Source organism: Vibrio sp. GJ43-1, from assembly GCF_055808835.1.
Window position 1 is genome coordinate 362,126 of sequence record NZ_CM147885.1, and the last position, 17,876, is coordinate 380,001.

Genomic DNA, 17,876 nt, shown 5'->3' on the forward strand with positions numbered 1-17,876 from the left:
TTTCTTTTGCCCTGATCACAGATTTAGGGGGAGTAGTATGGATATTGATAATGGATTGACGCGCAAAGTACGCTTTATGTCACTTTTCTTAACGAATTGGTAAAATTAGTGAAATAAAATTACATTTAAATTTCTGTGATCTAGGCTTGACCTAAAGTTGACAAACCTATTAACTATTAAAAACAAATACTGTCAGCAACAACTAAAAAGTAAAATAACGCTTATGACAAAAATTCAGCCGAGTCCCTACCCTTTAGGGGCTTCTTTAGATAGCAAGGGATGTAATTTTGCTATCCATGCGCCAGATTGTGAACAAATCAAACTGGCGATATTTAATGACGATGATTCCTATCAACTCGTCTCGCTCGATGAAGAGTACGCAAGTATTAAATACACTCGCGTTGAGGGGATAAATGCGGGTCAACGTTACAATTTCGTTATCGAGAAGTCAGACTCACTTCAGTTTATCTCCGATCCTTATGCAAAAGCATTGGATAAGCCCCTGCATTACATTCCTCCTTTCGATGATTCCAAGAGCTCGCTATTGCCGAAATGTGTCATCGTTGACGATGACTTTGATTGGCAAGGCTCAACGTCACCGCGAATCCCTCGTGAAGAGATGATTTTGTTTGAAACCCACGTAAAAGGGCTAACCAAACTCAATGAACGCGTACCAAAAGAACATCAGGGTAAGTATTTAGGACTCGTTAGTGACGATATGCTGGCGTTTTATCGCGAGCAAAATATTACCTCACTGCAATTATTACCTGTTGCGGCATGCATGCATGAACCGCACCTGCTCGATATGGATAAGGTCAATTACTGGGGCTACAACCCTTACGTATTTATGGCGCCTGATCCGAGATATGCAGACAATGATGCCGTTATTGAGCTAAAAACGGCCATTCGAACGCTTCACCAACACGGCATTGAAGTTATTTTGGATGTAGTTTACAACCACACTGCGGAAAGTGGCGATAATGGCCCAGTCTTCAACCTGAAAGCACTGGACCAGCAATTTTACCTTAGACATGGTGAATACTTCGCCAACTTTACTGGCTGTGGCAACACCGTTGATCTTAACTATCAACCAGCACTTAACCTGGTGATGGACACGCTTCGATATTGGGTAGAAGAATTTAAAGTTGACGGCTTCCGCTTCGATCTTGCAGCGACATTGGGGCGAAATGGTGACAACTTTAACCAAGATGCGGCATTTTTTAGGGCCGTCGCTCAAGACCCAACTCTGAAACAAACAAAACTCATCGCCGAACCGTGGGACATCGGACCAAATGGTTATCAAGTGGGCAACTTTCCATTTGGGTGGAACGAATGTAACGACCGCCTACGTGATATCACGCGTAGCTTTTGGCGTGGGGATCAAGGGTATTTGAAAGAGTTTGCGACGCGTATTATGGGCTCTCGCGACTTATACAGCGCTGCTAACTGGCCCTATAAACTTACCGTCAACTATATTACCTATCATGATGGTTTTACGATGCAAGACCTTGTGTCTTATAAGCATAAACACAACGAAGCCAACGGAGAAAACAACCGTGATGGTCACGGTGACAACCGCTCTGACAATTACGGGGTCGAAGGTGAAACAGATAACCCTGTAATTCTTGCAACCAGAGAAAAGCAAAAGCGAAACTTTATGGCAACGCTGTTATTTTCTTTTGGCATCCCGCATATTTTGACAGCCGATGTTCTCTCTCATTCTCAAAAAGGAAATAATAACGCTTACTGTCAAGACAACGAGTTAAGCTGGTTAAATTGGGAACAAAGCGCCGCCAAACAGCACTTTAAAACTTGGTTGGCCGATATGATTACCGCTCGTCAACAATATATGGTGCCATTCATTCAAGCTTTCAGTGGTGAAAACCGCAACAATAACCGGATCTTCTGGAGCCGCGTTGATGGAAAGCTAATGAGTATGGAAGATTGGAATCGACTAAGCAGTGTCGCACTGCACCTTGGTATTGGTGAAGATGGCGATGAAATGCTTTATTTGATTAACCAAACTAAAGCACCCGCACGCTTTTCACTGCCTAACGACAGAAAACAATGCTGGAAAACCATTTGTGATACTCACATCGCTGACGCAGAAGTGGGTCATGCTGAGGGCGAAATTCTGCAAGCGCCAATGTCTATGGCGATATTGCATTTTTCTCCAAATCAATAAACATCTTCTATAACACCAAAAAGAGCCGACTATTTAGGCTCTTTTTTTACCGATTGTCGCCAAAATAAAAATCTCACCGGATAATGTAATAATTCTTTGAAAAATACTGACTAGCAATAGTAATATCAGACACTTGCTCAATCAGTTGAATAGTTTATGTCTCTGCCAAAATTTTTATTGCGTATATTTCGTCCATTTACTTTTGGGCTCATCGCAACCCTTATTTTTATCTCATATCAACAGTATCAGCGCTCGCAAGAACTGGCGATGGAACAATCTCAATCTAATGTAAAAATGGCGTCAGCGTTAGTTTGGGCACAAATTGAAGCCACATTTGGTAAAGTCGACTTACTGCAAAACCATTCCAATTCAACTCATTTTGACACATTGTCCAAAGATGTGTTGTCCAACACCTACTTATATAAGAATGTGGCTCGTTTTAACCCAACGACTCACGAGTATCAGCCTGTGAATGGCGCACCTATTTCCAAACAAGTTATTGATGCGATTCAGTGGCATCAATATCAGGCAACATCTAAAACTTACGCAGTTTCTAGCATCTATCAAAAAGCCAATGGCTTTTGGGTTTTCGCGATAAAACAAGTTAACCAGGCCAATGAAAAAGAAGTCTGGATTGAATTTGATGTTCAGCATACCACTCAATACTTGGCAAACTTAAAAACCCTGAAAGCAGGCTACGTGTTTGTCATTGACGCGGAGACGGGGCGACTGGTCTTTCACCCTAATCCGTTACGAATAGGAACACCGTCAATTAGTTTTGCTGGCGGACTGAAAGAGAGAATAAACCAAGAAGAAAAGCGTGGCACCTACGAGTACTATTATAATGGGCAATATAAAGTGAGTGTTTTTGATAGTCATAATCCCATGAATTGGGTTTTTGTGTCAGGCACAAACCGCTCAGATATTCTCTTTGCGTCTTATCAAATATCATTAACAGCGGTCATCATATTATCACTGGTCGTTTTATTACTTTCTATTAACTATATTACCTTCCAGCTTAATAAGTCGCTTGCCAAGCTCAATGTATCACCCGACATCTCTCATTTTAAGCATGAACTTAAGTCGATATTCAACCAATTTACCTTTCATAAAGGGATGCAACTTTGCCTTTATGACAATGACTCCGGTCATTTCAGAACCATCGATTTTCATGGCAATACGCAAGTGATTCATCATGCCGATACTTTGCCTTCAGTTCTCACTCGCCGGGAGCTGAACTACTCATACAATACGCAATCTGATGCTTTAGCAAGAAAACTGCAAATGAAAGGGCGTCACTACACAATGCCTCTGTATCAAAGAGATACGCTTATTGGCGTTATTTACCTTAAGAGTTCCTTTTTCGCTTTTGAAGGGGTTATGCGCGCTATTCGTGATTTTTCTGAGGTAGCACTGTCTAATTTACTGCTCATTCAAGCACTGCACAGCAAAGACCCGTTGACAGGGTTGGATAATAAACAAACCATGCGTGAATCACTATGCCAGCAGCTGCGGAATCGTCACGCGGTGTTTGCACTCATTGATATTAATGGATTAGGTAACATCAACACCCAGCATGGCGATATGTTAGGTGACACCATCATTTTATATGTCGCCGACACCATTAAACGAAACTTCAAAAAGCCCAATGCAATGTGTATATCCCGTGACGAGTCAGGGGGTTCGCCGTTCTTTTTGAAGCAGCGAGTAGTGATGAAGCAGAAAAGCAGCTGGACTGGTTACGACAACTCATCCAAAAGCAGCCCCTCAATATGCATGATAAATGGATTTCAACATCTGTGACCATTGGAGCCACGAGCATTGGCGACACGCCTGATGCGGTGATTAGCCGCGCTAAGCAAAGTCTCCAGCAAGCAAAGTTAAAAGGTCGAAATACTGTCTGTTTCTACCGCTAATCAAGGCTGTTGACTGTACTATAAAAAGATTTAATGGTGAGGTGAATATTAGGTTCTAGCAGAAGATACCCTACCGACTGTACAATTCACAATAACAAAAAAAGGCTTACCCGAATGCTCGGATAAGCCTTTTTTAAATAATCAGTTGGCAAAATGTGGTACTAGAACACGCCTAACACTTCACACAAGTACTTAGCGGCAGGTCCTAATCGTGCATTTGACTTCCAAAGCACATCCGCGGAGTTTAGCATTTCATAGCGTTGGAATTCGGGTCTAAAGTCGATTAATGTGCCTAATGCTTGCTTTTCAACAATGAAGTCTTTCGGCACAATAGCCCAGCCAATTCCCTGCTCAACCAGCTTAATCACGTCTTCTTGATCGTCTGCTTGCCAAATATCTTGCGAAAATGCACCTTGCGCGTTCAGCACTGGGTTTTGCATCATGCTACGACAAACAATCTGTCTTTCACCAATTAAGGTTTCATTGCTCACTTGCGCCATATCGGCAAAAATTGAGTCTGGGCTACAAATACATACCCATTCAATGTTAGCAATAGAGACAAAATCTAACCCCTCCGGCACCGCGTCAGCAGCAATATTAAATCCAAGTTCTATATCATCATTGGAGATGGCTGCCGTGAGATAATGAGCACCAAGTCGTGATACATCCACATGAGTGAATGGAAACCGTTGTGACATTTTCTCAATCGCAGATTCCAGTAAACTAAATGGTAGCAACGGATCAATGGCAATTCTCAATGTATCTTCGACATTCTCAACACTTGCTCGGGAATAATTGCGGATTCGCTCGGCTTGTCGCAACAGTACCTTTGCCTGTGAAAGCATCCGTTCACCCTGAGGGGTGAGCTTGGGGTACTTAGTACTTCTATCGAACAGCGTAATACCGAGATCAACCTCGAGATTATTCACACCAATACTTACCGAGCTTTGGCTTTTTCCGAGGTGCCTTGCTGCTGCAGAAAAGGAACCTTGCTCTGCTGCTGCGACAAATGCCACTAGCTGCTCAATATTCAGCATATTCAACCCTTTGAATCACTTATTAATAACCATGTCATCGTAAAACAATAGCACAATAATTGCACCAACTCATAACCCCAACCAATACAAGCACCAAGGCAAATCAACCAGGGGGATAGATCAATTAAAAACGCTTCACCAAATCGAATATAGAAACTCGTGTTGCCCATTTTAGAGACCGCCACATCAGCACCTATCGAAAATCGTTCTTTTGCGTTCAACAAATAGCGAACGCCCACCCCTGCACTCGGAATAACGTCTGATTTCACACTATACGATGCACCTTTATACTCATTCTTAACCATTGCCACGCCAGCAAAAGCCACACCACTCCATAATGTTGAGAACTTACGGCGGTATTCAACTTCAGCCTGATACATCGCACTACCACGATATTTATTCCAATCAGCGCCTCGTAAATCCGGTGTGACGAATTCATATTCCGGCGTGTCTCCAAGCATTTCTTTACCAATAACACGATAAGCGAGCACATCTTCACCCACTGGAAAGTACTGACTGATTTCTGCGTCTAATCTATCAAATCGCTTACCTGTACGGCTATCTTTAGAGTAATGTAATGTGCTCAAGTCGACATTTAAGCCCTGACTTGCACCCATCATGTTGTCACGAGAGTCGTAAGTCATTAGAAAACCAACGGCACTATTGTTGCCGCTCATTTGACGCTCAAATTCGCGCTTTTCTTCCGCCGTCGCTTTTTCTTTTAAGTCTGCATTACCGCCACTCCATAGCCCTTGAACACCAAAATACAAGTCATCGATAATCTGCTTACGCACCTCACCATAGACAAAATTCGAGTAGCTTGAATATTTTGCAGCTTTTGGTAATTGCATCCCAACGCGGCCAGTGTATTTTAAATTCAAACTAAAATGCCCCGCCCAAAATCCAGCACGCCATGCATCATGCGCAAAAACATGTTCATGCCCAACAATCGCCATGCCACTGCCAGAATCCGTATACTGACCATAAAACATACTGGTAGACGGGTTTGTTGCCCCTTCCGCTCGGTCATGCAAATACATCGCATTAACTCCAAGACCAACCCCCAATGCATCATCAGTAATCGGAACAGGAAATGCTGCAAACTTTCTATCTGGTAGGGTTTCTTCACCTGCTACCTGAGGCTGATGGCTAGCAAGTTCTTGCGAAGGCGTGCTACTTGCACCTGCATTTTGTGGTGTGGGCTCTCGACTCTCGGCAGCATGATTTTCAACCTTTGCGGCATCTTCTGCTAAGACAGAAGTCGCAACAGTAATGAGAGAGAGGGATAACAGTGAAGTCTTGATAAGGGATGTATGCACAGAAATCTCAATTAGTCGTGTTCGTTACGTACCACACTGAGATTCCTTTCTTCATGGTACTCGTATCTAAAGCCGTACCTTGTGTGTGCCCAAGCGATAGGCGATGGTGATGCTACTAAAATACCATTCGTAGATAAAGCCGACCCATTCGAATTTAAGATAGTTAACATAGATAAACGCCACTAAACCGTCAAAAATCTAGCTCATCATATCTGCACGAGACACCTCACTCTTTTTATGAAAACCATAAAAACAATAAATATTGTTACTATACAATTAGATAAGATCGCCACCGCCAATAATCATACCCAACAACAACCCATTCGAAATTAAGGTGCGTAATTCACGCTATACTAGAAAAAACATATGAAGTTTGTAATGTTTGTCGGTTTGCTATATTGGGTAACCATAAAGCCTCTCTCTAGCGCTCACATGAAGTTTCGTCAAATTTGATGGGTTCGCTCAGTAACTCGTTGCATTCATTATGCAATATAGGCAAGCTAGGATGCGCTAAACTACTGAGAATAATCCTTGAAGGACAAGCATAATGAAAGCACTTAAAATTCTTACCTGCGCTCTTTTAGCGAGTAGCAGCACATTCGCAGTCGCTGACGTTACGATTAACATCCCTGAATCCGTTGACTTGCTATCCGTCAACGCTGGTGAAGCTAACTCAAAATCAAACGGGTTTTTCTCGTCTGGCGAAACCGCAACACTACCCGATGGTACCAATCAAATCGTATTTCGCTTTGAGCCCTACTTTGATCTTAATCGCGAGGAGCGCGTGAGTGTTCCAAGTAAAGCCGTAATTGCCCGATTTGACGCAAGCAATACCACACTGACGTTAGAAGTTCCAAGTTATCAAAACGAGCGACAGGCGAAAAAAGACATCGATACCTTTGCGTGGTCATTAAAAGATGAACAAGGCAACGTGATAGCGGTAGAGCAAGACGTACTCATTAAAGATGGCATGCAAATTGGTCGTGATTACAGCCGTGAAGCAGAAGATTACAACCGTAAAGGTGGCGTCGCGGCCATTGCGGCCATCGGAGCTGTCGCAGCAACGGCGACCCCCGTCACTTTACCCGCCAATGTCAATGCCCCCGCTAGCGATACCACTGCGGAAGAGATGCTCATTTTCTGGTACAACAAAGCCGATGATGCAACGAAAGCACGCTTTAAAGACTACGTGAGTCAACACTAACTCCAACACCACTTAGTCAAGCCCAAGAGCCGCTTAATAAAGCGGCTTTTAAAATCCAGACTTTTCCACTGCACCTCCCCAATAGTATCGAATAGACCGCTATCGAAACCACGAAACAATAGGACATAATTCATGAAACAAATAGCCTTACTTGGCGATAGCCTAACCGCAGGTTGGGGGCTAGAAAAAGGACAAAACTGGTCCGATGCTCTGGCGTCTACATTTGCCGGGAGCCAATTCATCAACCTCGGAATTCCGGGTGATACAACAACTGGGATGATGTCACGATTTCAACAACAAGTGATAGACCAGCAACCCGATGTGGTTGTGATTTTCGGTGGTCTAAACGATCTAAACTGGGATGCGCCAATTAATGAGATTGCCTGCAATTACAACGCAATGATTGCACAAGCACAGCACCATCAGATCCAACCGGTCGTCATCATTACCTCGCCTATTGACCCTGTTGGGTCATTACCGCTATTTGCTCATCAACAGGCAACGGTAACCCGTATTCGAGATGCGATCGAAGCATTAAGTACAGAACACAGCAAACGGTTAGTCACAATGTATGGGCACGGCCCGTTCGGCATGGAAGTGGTCGATATTTATCAAGCGTTTGAAGCCTATGCACGAGAGCATGGCCATACGGCGCTCTATCAAAATGATGGCATTCACTTATCTGCTATTGGTGCTAACGTCATTTTCGAACAGCTCCAAGGTGTTATTGCCAAGCTAATAAGCTAATAAGCTAATAAGCTAATAAGCTAATAAGCTAATAAGCTAATAAGCTAATAAGCTAATAAGCTAATTTTCAAGACCATTGGGAAAAATATCAAAGCGACTAACGTCAAGCACAATATCCGAAACAATAGTATCTATAACAATAGTATCTATAACAATAGTGCCAATAGTCAGTCGCTTTCCCTCTTACTGGCTGACCAATAAGAGGGAGATCGAGCCCCTACGCCCAGAACATCATGACAATGACCGTTAAGGCCATAATACAAGCGATGTTTAACAAAATACCGATCTTCATCATTTCCTGTTGCTTGATGTGGCCAGAAGCGAAAACTATCGCATTAGGAGGCGTGGCAACGGGCAGCATAAATGCACACGACGCTGCGACGGCGATCAGTACAGATAGGACAACAGGTGATAACCCAAAGGCTTCAGCCACACCCGCAAAGACAGGGATAAGCAATGCCGCACTGGCTGTATTGCTGGCGAATTCAGTCAAGAACACCACAAATGCTGCGATGACAAAAATAATCAACACTAGGCCGAACTGAGAAATAAGCGCACTTAACTCATTGGCTAGAAATACACTGGTTCCCGTCGCCTTCAGTACATTGCTGAGACAGATACCACCACCAAATAGTAATAAAACGCCCCAGTCAGCCGTTTTTTCGATATCTTTCCAGTGGACAACACGGGCAAAATTCACCGCGACGATCGCTCCGAGCGCTACAATAGTGTCAAATTTTGCGTAGCCGCCAATCATGGCATTAATTGGCTTACTAAAGATCCAAAAGAACACCGTTAAAGCAAAAATAAGTAAGGTGACAATTTTACCTTTATCCCACTCTACCGCTTGATGATTAATTTCGAATTCACCGTCTAGCTTTGGCTTCAACACGGCAAAGAGTACCGCCAGCGCAATTGGTAATAAGATCATCGCCGTAGGCAAGCCAAACTTCATCCAATCGGTAAACGTTAACCCGACTTCAGCTGCAGCAATCGCGTTAGGCGGACTGCCGACCATGGTTGCAATACCACCAATACTGGCACTGTAAGCAATACCTAATAAAACAAATACATAAGTGTTGTGACCACTTTCTTCATTTACTTTACTGAGTACACCTAATACCAGTGGCAACATCATCGCCGCTGTCGCCGTATTACTGATCCACATAGACAGCACAGCAGTCACACCAAATAGCATAAAGACCGCGACGCTCATCCGCCCTTTGGCAAGGACCAATACTTTATCGGCGATCACTTTGTCTAATCCCTGTCGGTGCATCGCCGCGGCTAACGCAAAGCCACCTAAGAACAAGAATATGATGGAGTTAGCAAAGTTATTTAGCGCGGTCTGAGTATCAAACACGCCAAACAAGACCGCGATGATAGGGACGAGTATTGCAGTGACGGTCACATGCAGTGCTTCCGTCAGCCAGAGCACAGCAATGAAGGCAAGGATACTGATTCCAAGCACCACATTAGGGTCAAATGGTAGCGTTTTATAAAGGACAAAAAACAGCGCGATATCCGCAAGAATAATCAGACTGTTGCGGTTTAAAAACCATTCTCGGGTGTTAGAGGGCAAAGGGACACTATCGTTTCTATTCATTATTATGGCTTCCTTTTGTTAACTGGGGTGGAGTCCCCCGGGGTGAATTCCCCAAAACCACAAGTTCTCAATAAAACTGGCATCTAAGTGCGATCATTTACGCTAACCATGCCCATTATAAAAATTAAAATCGGAGCAAAGCGCTGATTCTCGATTGTTAAGACTTGCGGAACCAAATCATGATCCCACATAGCCAATCAAGCGCATAATACAAATTTATCAATCTGTTAACCACATCAACAATATGGATATAATTGCAACAACTTACCCTAAGGCACTATCCCGTGCATTTTTATGAGCACGAGTCTATTCGGGTTCACGACATATGCGCAGGCATATTAATCAGTAATCGGTTGAAGCTATCTTTTGCTTCCTGGCATTGCATCACTCGACCATGCCCCTGCCCTTGAGTCGTCACCAAAGTGACTCGTTCCATTTCTTTTGACGCCTTTTCTGACACGTCGTACTTAGTAAACTTGTCCTTCTCATCATGAACAATGATGGTCTCGGCTTGACGGCGTGACAACTTTTGAAAGGGGTCAATGGACTGAATTGGATAGCGATACTGATCTTCTATATCCCCGACAACTGCTTCAAAAAGGCGCATTGAGTAACCCGAACGAGCAACACTACCAAATAAATTATCGACATAATCCAGCACAGGGGCAATGAGTAACAAAGGCTTATCCACCAGCTTGGCATGTTTGCACTCTAGCGCCGCAGCGGTCCCCATACTATGCCCAACTAAACCAGCAACGTCGTCTTCACTATCCAAGAGTCCTTCTAAGCCACCAACGAACGCAGGAATGTGCCCATACTGTCCTTCACTTTCCCCATGGGCTGGATGATCATACGCCAACGCTGTAAAGCCTTGCTGGGCAATATGCGCCATCAAAGGGAAAAACTGGCTGGCCGTACCAGACCAGCCATGCGTCAAAATCCACACAGGTCCCTGACCCAAACGATACGTTTTTAGAACCCCTTCAGGCGTGACAACATCCGCGACAACCAACCCATCAGGTTGAGTATTTTTTGGCTTAGATCGCACTGGCGTTAACAACAACTTTTTCGCGATATTTTTCGCATGGTTTGGTGCCAATTTATGATGCGTGCGAGTGGTAAGATTGACCAGTCGCTTCTTAAAACTAAATTTTTTTGATGTGTTGAAATAGATTTTGTCGCTCATGACTCACTTCCTTTCTCTCGATTCGTACGATCGTGCTTTTTTGTGGTAAATGTTTTTCCGTGAATGATTAACCTCTGAACCATTTAATTTCTCGAATCATCCATCCAAGAATCCATCAGACGTTCAACGCTTTTACTAAAACGCTGGCTGCTCTCCTGCTCACCGACAAGTGAATAAAACACATGAGCACTCAGGTACTGCCCGTAGAGTTCAAACGTTGCCTGCTTTGGATCCAAATCCGCTTTAAATTCACCGCTTACCATTCCTTTTTCAATTTGAATCGTTAAGTAGTTTATCCAGCGATGAATCGTACTACGCAATGCCGATTGCAAATCATCCTGCTGGCTATCACGCCATGCATCAATAAACATGCAGCTTCCTTGAAACGACTGGTTCCAGCTTATCCAATTATCAATTAAGTGATTAATTTTCAGCCGAATGTGTTGGTATTCGCAGGCTCTAACCGGACCAATCACACGCGACTGAAACGTAACTTCAGCGTATTCTACTACGGCAACTTGTAGATTCGTCTTCGAGTTAAAATGCGAAAACAAACCACTTTTTGACAGGCCACACTGCTTGGCAAGCTCGCCAATAGTTAGGCTCTCTAATCCCTCTCGGCTTGCCAATTCAAAAGCCTGACAAAGAATATGTTCTTTGGTTAGTTTGCCCTTACTCATTTTTACCTCATGTCGAATCATTGCCTTTAATTTAGCACGGTCGTGCTATTTATCAACAGACCGTTATTATATTTATCAACACACGTTTAATTGTCGGTCTACCTATGGGACACTATTACCTCTTAAATAGCCGCTTAGAATAGCCGCACCAACGTCCCTTACCTAACATGGATTGAGTTATGAACGTTCTTATGGAGCAGCTGCATTTTCCTTATCAATAACCGGACCAATTTGTTTGATGCTTATTCTTGGTGTCATCTTCAAGCGCATTGGTTTGATCAACGAAAATTTTATCGATGTTGCTTCAAAGCTGGTTTTTCAAGTCACACTGCCTGCCATGTTATTTCTCAGCATAGTGACCGCTAAGCATGACTTTTCTGCCGCTAGCCAATTTGTTGGCTTTGGGCTCATTGCCAGCATCTTGTTTTTTGTTTTTACGACACTCTCTGTTAATTATTGGTTTCGAAACTCACCTGACAAAGGCGTGATTATTCAAGGTGGATTTCGCTCTAACACCGCTATTATTGGGCTAGCCTACGTGGCAAATGCCTACGGTGACCAAGGAGTTGCTCTCGCCGCGCTATATGTTGCCGCCACTACATTTCTATATAACGTCCAAGCCGTTATCTGCCTGACACCTCGCTCAGAAGCATCTGGAACAAAAGCGGGAAAAGTCATGCTTAGAACACTCACCAAAAACCCGCTCATCATCGCCATTGTATTTGGCATCGTATTCTATAGTCTCTCCATACCAGTGCCTGAGATAGCAGTGGATGCCGGAAACTACTTCGCCCGTATGACGTTACCATTGGCTCTACTGTGTACAGGGGGATCGCTAAACCTTAACTCAATGAAAAATGAACAAGCTGCGTCATGGTTTGCGACCAGTTATAAGCTTCTATTGGCGCCAATCAGCATTACCCTTGCCGCCTATCTAATGGGCTTTAAGGGCATCGAAATGGGGATTATCTTCTTCATGAACGCGTCTCCTGTTGCTGCCGCTAGCTATGTCATGGCACGAGCAATGGGGAATAATTCTGCACTCGCCGCTAATATCATTGCCTTCACAACGGTGTTATCGGCCATCACATGTACGTTAGGTATTGTAATTTTATCGTCGTTCGGTCTGCTTTAATACCAACCATCAATACAACAAAACAGCTCTCCAGCAACCATACCGGATTCAACTAAATTGCATAGCAAACCAACCGCACTCTGCTAGAATACTTGCCACCTCATACCATAAAAAATGACGAATAATGAACAAAAGCAAAATTGTCGAGTACCTACAACAAGTGCGTGAAAATAAACCGCTTGTGGTTAACATTACTAATTTCGTTGCTATGAACAACACTGCCAATGCACTTCTTGCTGTCGGTGCTTCTCCTATCATGGCGCATTCTAAGCAAGAGATGGCTGAGATGATGGCGTTTGCTGGCGCACTGGTCATCAATATTGGCACCATTGACAGTGTATGGCGACCGGGTATGTTTTTTGCTGTCGAACAGGCCAATTTACACGACAAAACGGTTGTCCTCGATCCGGTTGGCTGCGGGGCAAGCCAGTTAAGAACGTCCACAGCTCGTCAACTTGCAGAAGCGGCAAAATATCTCATCATTCGCGGCAATGCGTCAGAAATCATTGCCATGGCGGGTGAGCAAGGTCACAACAAGGGTGTTGACGCATTGGATAGTAGTGAGGCTGCACTTAATGCCGCTAAATCCCTAGTTGATGCCTACCAATGCAGTGTGGTGATTTCAGGCAAAACGGATTACATCGTTAGCCCTAATTCCACCATCGCTTTGAACAATGGCCATGAAATGATGCCTTACGTGACTGCTATGGGTTGTTCACTCTCTGCTGTAACAGGCGCTTTTGCTGCGGTTGGTGATCACACTGGTGCTGCTGCTGCCGCCGTATTTGGTGTGGCAGGCGAGATCGCAGCCGAGCAATCAAATGGTCCAGGTTCGCTGCAACTCAATTTACTCGATGCCTTGTATCAACTTGATGCCAAGACACTCTCTGAACGATTAAGTATCAACGAAATCTAGGAATAAACATGCCGCTAAATCCTTATCGTCTCTACCTCGTCACTGATGAGCAGCAGGATCTTCAAACTCAGCTCAAGGTTGTTGAACAAGCGGTTCAAGGTGGCGTAACCATGGTGCAAGTACGAGAAAAGCATCATGATATACGCGCCTTTATCAACAAGGCGGCGGCGATAAAGCAAGTGTTAGAAGGCTCGAACGTGCCTTTAATCATTAACGACCGCGTTGATGTCGCGTTAGCGATTAACGCCGATGGGGTTCACTTGGGGCAGTCCGATATGCCTGTCGAACTCGCACGTCAGTTACTCGGACCAAACAAACTACTCGGGCTATCTATTGAAAATGAGCAGCAGCTTAAACACGCTAACAACCTACCGATTGATTATATTGGGTTAAGCGCAATCTTTGCGACCGCGACCAAAAGTAATATTAAAAAACAATGGGGACTAGTTGGCCTCGAAAATGCCCTCAACCAAACGACACTACCGATTGTCGCCATTGGTGGTATTAACAAGACAAACATCTCTGCCATCGCCCAAACTGGCGTTCATGGTATTGCTCTGGTGTCTGCCATTAGCCATGCGAGCTCTCCGCAACAAGCTGCCCGTGAGTTAACACGGTTATTGGCTCATCCACCACAACTCTAGGATCACAATGAACGATAAACTCTCCACATCCGCATTAGCGAAACACCGAGACATGGTTGCCAAAGATCTATTCACAACCTTAAAGCAAGCGGGCTACCTCTCTTGGCATGAGTCGAAGTGGCTACTTACTGACATTGGCTTTCGCTTTGGTGGAGAGTACAGAGAGAGTGAAAAATACGGTCGTTTTATTGTCTGGCCAACAAACCTCATTATTGATGACACTCTCATTTCAGACGCCCACTTAAGCGCGACTCAAATTGGCGAGTACTTTTCAATGCCAGCCAAAAAAATCAACTTGCTGCTAAGCGAATTAGGTTGGATTAAGCGAGAAGGGCAGCAATGGCTGGTAACACAGAGCGGATTAAGAGCGGGCGCATTTCAGCGTATCGACTCGGTGAAAGATGCCACATTTGTCCTTTGGCACCCTAGCCTGCTTCGCAATAAGCGGCTGAAGCAATCGGTGGGGGAATTCAAAGGCAGTGACGCAGATAATCAATCAACCGACCGTTCTTTTTCTCGGTTTAAACAAAAGTTCTCAGCCAAACACCGCACTTTAGATGGCCATTATGTTCAATCCAAAGGCGAACTCATCATTGATAACTGGCTTTATATGGGCAGCGTTCTACACGCCTATCAGCGCCAACTTCCGATCGACACCGATGTAATTAGCGACTTCTACCTACCACAGGGCAAAGTTTACATTCAGTTTTGGGGCACCGATAACGGCCCTGTCGATACTAAGACGATTGAAAAAACTCGCCAGCTCTATCACGACCATGAGTTTGATCTTATTGAAATTTTCCCTGAAGAGTTAGAGCAGCTCGATACAATACTACCGCTAAAACTTAGACCGTTTGGGATCCGTGCTTACTAGTGTAATGGTGTCCATCCCAACACTACATTGCATCGCTATTTTTTAAAAAAAGCACAAGCAATCTTGCCGAGCATGCTCACCAGCGATCATATAAGGTGTGGTCATTTGCCACTTTGCATTCGCTGGCGGAGTCTCGTATTTTCTATCAGGCGATAGTGGTTTACTGGAGTGCACCGTTTTAACACTAATACCTTGAGGTAAAGCTCGCAGAAATGCATCTTTGTAGCCAGGTAGAGCCTGTACTGCAGATTGCCCCACTTTAGCTTGGCTATAACCATCGTATGGTCCAATTAAACAGCGCAAGCCTTCTTTTTCTGGCTTAACCCATACAGGTTTATCAAGTCGTTGCTGCAGCTGCTTCCAGTCGTCTACGCTAATAGAAGAGCGAAAGAAGCCACACTGAATCCAATATGTCTGCAGTTCAGGTTGTATTTTTGCACCTCCCCAAATCCCTTTCCCAATCGGGCACTCAGCATTTAGCGTAGGAACAGCAGATTGGCCGGATTCGTCCGCATTAGTGACAACATAGCAGTCCTTAGCGTCCGCGCTAGCTGTGTTGGTAACAAACAATAATAGAAGCAGTATCAATCCTTTAGGTGACATATTCTCTCCTTATTCTTTAAGAGACTAGATGAGAAGAGAAGGTTGTCAAAAAATGAGCAGCGTTTTCTTTAGATAAGAGTTAGCTCACAACGATTTTGTTGATTTCATTTTAAAATATCGTGTAATTAATGTTAATGACTGATTTTATTTGCTTTTGAAGGATCAAAACATGATTAAGACGCGTCAACGACCCTTTTGTTTTCTACTCTTTTTAGTTGCCAGCACTCTTTTTTCTACCTCCGCCCTTGCTTCCGCTACCACCTCCACTGCGCCACTAAACCTGACCCAATCGACCATGCGGCTACGCCGCACTTATTATTTTTGGGCTCGCCTATACCTTGGTGATGATGGAGGAATACCTGCAACTACGAAAATCCAAACCCGTCTTGCTCGCCGCAGGTCTTATTTGGATCATCATCGGATTTGTTTACAAAGAATTCGATCAAGTCGAAATCGCGAAAGCGGCTTTAGAGCACAACCTGCTTGAATACGCAGAGCTGCTATTGTTCCTATTGGTCGCCATGACTTACATATCGGCAATGGAAGAAAGGCGATTGTTCGATGCCCTTCAGTCTTGGATGGTGGGAAAAGGATTCAATTTTCGAACGTTGTTTTGGTTAATAAGCATCCTATCTTTTTTTATCTCCCCTATTGCCGATAACTTAACTACCGCTCTATTGATGTGCGCCGTCGTGCTTAAAGTGGGCGGAAGTAATCTAAAATTTGTCAACATTGCTTGTATCAACATTGTTATCGCCGCCAACGCTGGCGGAGCGTTTAGCCCATTTGGCGATATAACCACGTTAATGGTGTGGCAAGCAGGGCATGTCTCCTTTTCTGAGTTTATGCCACTCTTTCTACCTTCTGTTGTTAACTATCTTATCCCCGCTATCATTATGTCTTTCTTTGTTCCCAAGACTCAACCCGACGCGGTGCACGAACGTATCGAGCTAAAACGTGGTGCACTAAGGATTGTCGGTCTGTTTGTACTCACCATCGCGACCGCTGTCGCGTTCCACGCAGTACTGCATTTTCCACCAGTGATGGGAATGATGATGGGACTTGCCTATTTACAGTTTTTTGGGTTTTTCCTACGCCGAACTCTGCCCCGCTCGATTGCTAAAAAGAAAGCAATGGCCATAGCCAATAATGATGAAATGGCACTTAAGCGCTTAGGTTCAATTGTGCCTTTTGATGTATTTCGCCGAGTATCCCATGCCGAGTGGGATACCTTGCTATTTTTCTATGGCGTGGTGATGTGTGTTGGAGGATTGAGCCTACTTGGTTACCTAGGTGTGGTGTCTGAAATCATGTACACCCAATGGGATCCTATCTGGGCTAACGTCATGGTAGGTATACTCTCTGCCATTGTCGACAACATTCCTGTGATGTTTGCCGTACTGACAATGAGCCCAGAGCTTTCAATGGGCAACTGGTTATTAGTCACCTTAACAGCCGGGGTAGGCGGCAGCTTACTCTCTATTGGATCGGCGGCTGGGGTTGCCTTAATGGGCGCAGCTCATGGAAAATATACCTTCTTTGGCCATTTAAAATGGGCTCCCGTTATTGCTCTTGGTTATGCGGCAAGTATCTTGCTCCACCTTAGTTTAAATGGCCATTTATTCTAACAGAACAGGGCGAGAACGATGAAAATCGTTCTCGCTTTTATTTATTAATCATCAGAATATTAACTTACACACTATTTTATAAACGCGAATATAATCACGTTCTGTATACCCTTCATTAATATAATATTTCTTTCCTATGAAAATATAAACCTACCAATATAGAGTAGGTGTAACTCCCCCTTCGCGATCTGAAACG

15 protein-coding genes and 1 pseudogene are annotated in these 17,876 nt (G+C 44.1%); 10 read left to right on the plus strand and 6 right to left on the minus strand.

All coding sequences use genetic code 11. The annotated features are described in order from the left end of the window. Window positions 1-223 precede the first annotated feature (223 nt). The 3 genes from glgX (at window position 224) to AC0L66_RS18950 (ending at window position 4,101) form a co-directional block, all read left to right on the plus strand. Window positions 224-2,185 carry a glycogen debranching protein GlgX gene (gene glgX, locus AC0L66_RS18940; protein WP_265675991.1) on the plus strand — a complete coding sequence of 654 codons (1,962 nt, stop codon included), beginning with the start codon at window positions 224-226 and terminating at the stop codon, window positions 2,183-2,185. Between the two features lie 156 nt (window positions 2,186-2,341). Beyond that, on the plus strand, window positions 2,342-3,988 hold the full coding sequence (locus AC0L66_RS18945) for a diguanylate cyclase domain-containing protein (protein WP_473570399.1): 1,647 nt from the start codon (window positions 2,342-2,344) through the stop codon (window positions 3,986-3,988). Further along, entirely contained in the window at window positions 3,916-4,101 is a 186-nt protein-coding gene (locus AC0L66_RS18950) for a GGDEF domain-containing protein (RefSeq protein ID WP_473570914.1), read from the plus strand. Before AC0L66_RS18945 ends, AC0L66_RS18950 begins: the two co-directional genes overlap by 73 nt. Before the next feature lie 161 nt (window positions 4,102-4,262). Here the strand turns inward: AC0L66_RS18950 and AC0L66_RS18955 are convergent, their stop codons facing one another. Together AC0L66_RS18955 and AC0L66_RS18960 are read right to left on the minus strand one after the other, a co-directional pair. Beyond that, entirely contained in the window at window positions 4,263-5,138 is an 876-nt protein-coding gene (locus tag AC0L66_RS18955) for a LysR family transcriptional regulator (RefSeq protein ID WP_265675993.1), read from the minus strand. 2 nt (window positions 5,139-5,140) lie between these two features. After that, window positions 5,141-6,457, minus strand: coding sequence for a hypothetical protein (locus tag AC0L66_RS18960; RefSeq protein WP_473570401.1), 1,317 nt, complete (start codon window positions 6,455-6,457; stop codon window positions 5,141-5,143). A gap of 547 nt (window positions 6,458-7,004) precedes the next feature. Between AC0L66_RS18960 and AC0L66_RS18965 the strand changes: the two genes are divergently transcribed. Both AC0L66_RS18965 and AC0L66_RS18970 read left to right on the plus strand, forming a co-directional pair. Then, entirely contained in the window at window positions 7,005-7,661 is a 657-nt protein-coding gene (locus AC0L66_RS18965) for a DUF2057 family protein (RefSeq protein ID WP_473570403.1), read from the plus strand. 132 nt (window positions 7,662-7,793) lie between these two features. Next, window positions 7,794-8,408, plus strand: a complete 615-nt coding sequence (locus AC0L66_RS18970; protein WP_265675996.1) for an SGNH/GDSL hydrolase family protein — start codon at window positions 7,794-7,796, stop codon at window positions 8,406-8,408. 217 nt (window positions 8,409-8,625) lie between these two features. On the opposite strand, the gene AC0L66_RS18975 is transcribed toward AC0L66_RS18970, so the two are convergent. The 3 genes from AC0L66_RS18975 to AC0L66_RS18985 form a co-directional block, all read right to left on the minus strand. Further along, entirely contained in the window at window positions 8,626-10,014 is a 1,389-nt protein-coding gene (locus AC0L66_RS18975) for an SLC13 family permease (protein ID WP_265675997.1), read from the minus strand. A 316-nt stretch (window positions 10,015-10,330) separates the two neighbouring features. Then, window positions 10,331-11,200 (minus strand): alpha/beta fold hydrolase, encoded by an 870-nt coding sequence (locus AC0L66_RS18980; protein WP_473570406.1) that lies wholly within the window; start codon window positions 11,198-11,200, stop codon window positions 10,331-10,333. An 83-nt stretch (window positions 11,201-11,283) separates the two neighbouring features. Next, window positions 11,284-11,880, minus strand: a complete 597-nt coding sequence (locus tag AC0L66_RS18985; RefSeq protein ID WP_265675999.1) for a TetR/AcrR family transcriptional regulator — start codon at window positions 11,878-11,880, stop codon at window positions 11,284-11,286. 238 nt (window positions 11,881-12,118) lie between these two features. Here AC0L66_RS18985 and AC0L66_RS18990 point away from each other — a divergent pair, with 238 nt between their 5' ends. The 4 genes from AC0L66_RS18990 (at window position 12,119) to AC0L66_RS19005 (ending at window position 15,449) form a co-directional block, all read left to right on the plus strand. Then, a complete protein-coding gene (locus AC0L66_RS18990; protein WP_473570916.1) occupies window positions 12,119-13,015 on the plus strand; it encodes an AEC family transporter in 897 nt (298 codons plus the stop codon). A gap of 124 nt (window positions 13,016-13,139) precedes the next feature. Beyond that, a complete protein-coding gene (gene thiM, locus AC0L66_RS18995; protein ID WP_473570408.1) occupies window positions 13,140-13,931 on the plus strand; it encodes a hydroxyethylthiazole kinase in 792 nt (263 codons plus the stop codon). 8 nt (window positions 13,932-13,939) lie between these two features. Next, window positions 13,940-14,575, plus strand: coding sequence for a thiamine phosphate synthase (thiE, locus tag AC0L66_RS19000; protein WP_265676002.1), 636 nt, complete (start codon window positions 13,940-13,942; stop codon window positions 14,573-14,575). Window positions 14,576-14,582: 7 nt separating this feature from the next. Continuing rightward, the gene (locus tag AC0L66_RS19005; protein ID WP_265676003.1) at window positions 14,583-15,449 is read left to right on the plus strand and encodes a glycerol kinase; all 867 of its coding nucleotides are present in this window, start codon (window positions 14,583-14,585) and stop codon (window positions 15,447-15,449) included. A gap of 42 nt (window positions 15,450-15,491) precedes the next feature. Here the strand turns inward: AC0L66_RS19005 and AC0L66_RS19010 are convergent, their stop codons facing one another. Beyond that, the gene (locus AC0L66_RS19010) at window positions 15,492-16,052 is read right to left on the minus strand and encodes an SPOR domain-containing protein (protein WP_473570411.1); all 561 of its coding nucleotides are present in this window, start codon (window positions 16,050-16,052) and stop codon (window positions 15,492-15,494) included. 169 nt (window positions 16,053-16,221) lie between these two features. Between AC0L66_RS19010 and nhaD the strand changes: the two are divergent. Continuing rightward, window positions 16,222-17,680, plus strand: a pseudogene (gene nhaD / locus AC0L66_RS19015) (sodium:proton antiporter NhaD). Window positions 17,681-17,876 lie beyond the last annotated feature (196 nt).

Coding starts and splice junctions, on each gene's coding strand:
- glgX (WP_265675991.1), top strand. CDS start 224: ATGACAAAAATTCAGCCGAGTCCCTACCCTTTAGGGGCTTCTTTAGAT.
- AC0L66_RS18945 (WP_473570399.1), top strand. CDS start 2,342: ATGTCTCTGCCAAAATTTTTATTGCGTATATTTCGTCCATTTACTTTT.
- AC0L66_RS18955 (WP_265675993.1), bottom strand. CDS start 5,138: ATGCTGAATATTGAGCAGCTAGTGGCATTTGTCGCAGCAGCAGAGCAA.
- AC0L66_RS18965 (WP_473570403.1), top strand. CDS start 7,005: ATGAAAGCACTTAAAATTCTTACCTGCGCTCTTTTAGCGAGTAGCAGC.
- AC0L66_RS18970 (WP_265675996.1), top strand. CDS start 7,794: ATGAAACAAATAGCCTTACTTGGCGATAGCCTAACCGCAGGTTGGGGG.
- AC0L66_RS18975 (WP_265675997.1), bottom strand. CDS start 10,014: ATGAATAGAAACGATAGTGTCCCTTTGCCCTCTAACACCCGAGAATGG.
- AC0L66_RS18980 (WP_473570406.1), bottom strand. CDS start 11,200: ATGAGCGACAAAATCTATTTCAACACATCAAAAAAATTTAGTTTTAAG.
- AC0L66_RS18985 (WP_265675999.1), bottom strand. CDS start 11,880: ATGAGTAAGGGCAAACTAACCAAAGAACATATTCTTTGTCAGGCTTTT.
- AC0L66_RS18990 (WP_473570916.1), top strand. CDS start 12,119: ATGCTTATTCTTGGTGTCATCTTCAAGCGCATTGGTTTGATCAACGAA.
- thiM (WP_473570408.1), top strand. CDS start 13,140: ATGAACAAAAGCAAAATTGTCGAGTACCTACAACAAGTGCGTGAAAAT.
- thiE (WP_265676002.1), top strand. CDS start 13,940: ATGCCGCTAAATCCTTATCGTCTCTACCTCGTCACTGATGAGCAGCAG.
- AC0L66_RS19005 (WP_265676003.1), top strand. CDS start 14,583: ATGAACGATAAACTCTCCACATCCGCATTAGCGAAACACCGAGACATG.
- AC0L66_RS19010 (WP_473570411.1), bottom strand. CDS start 16,052: ATGTCACCTAAAGGATTGATACTGCTTCTATTATTGTTTGTTACCAAC.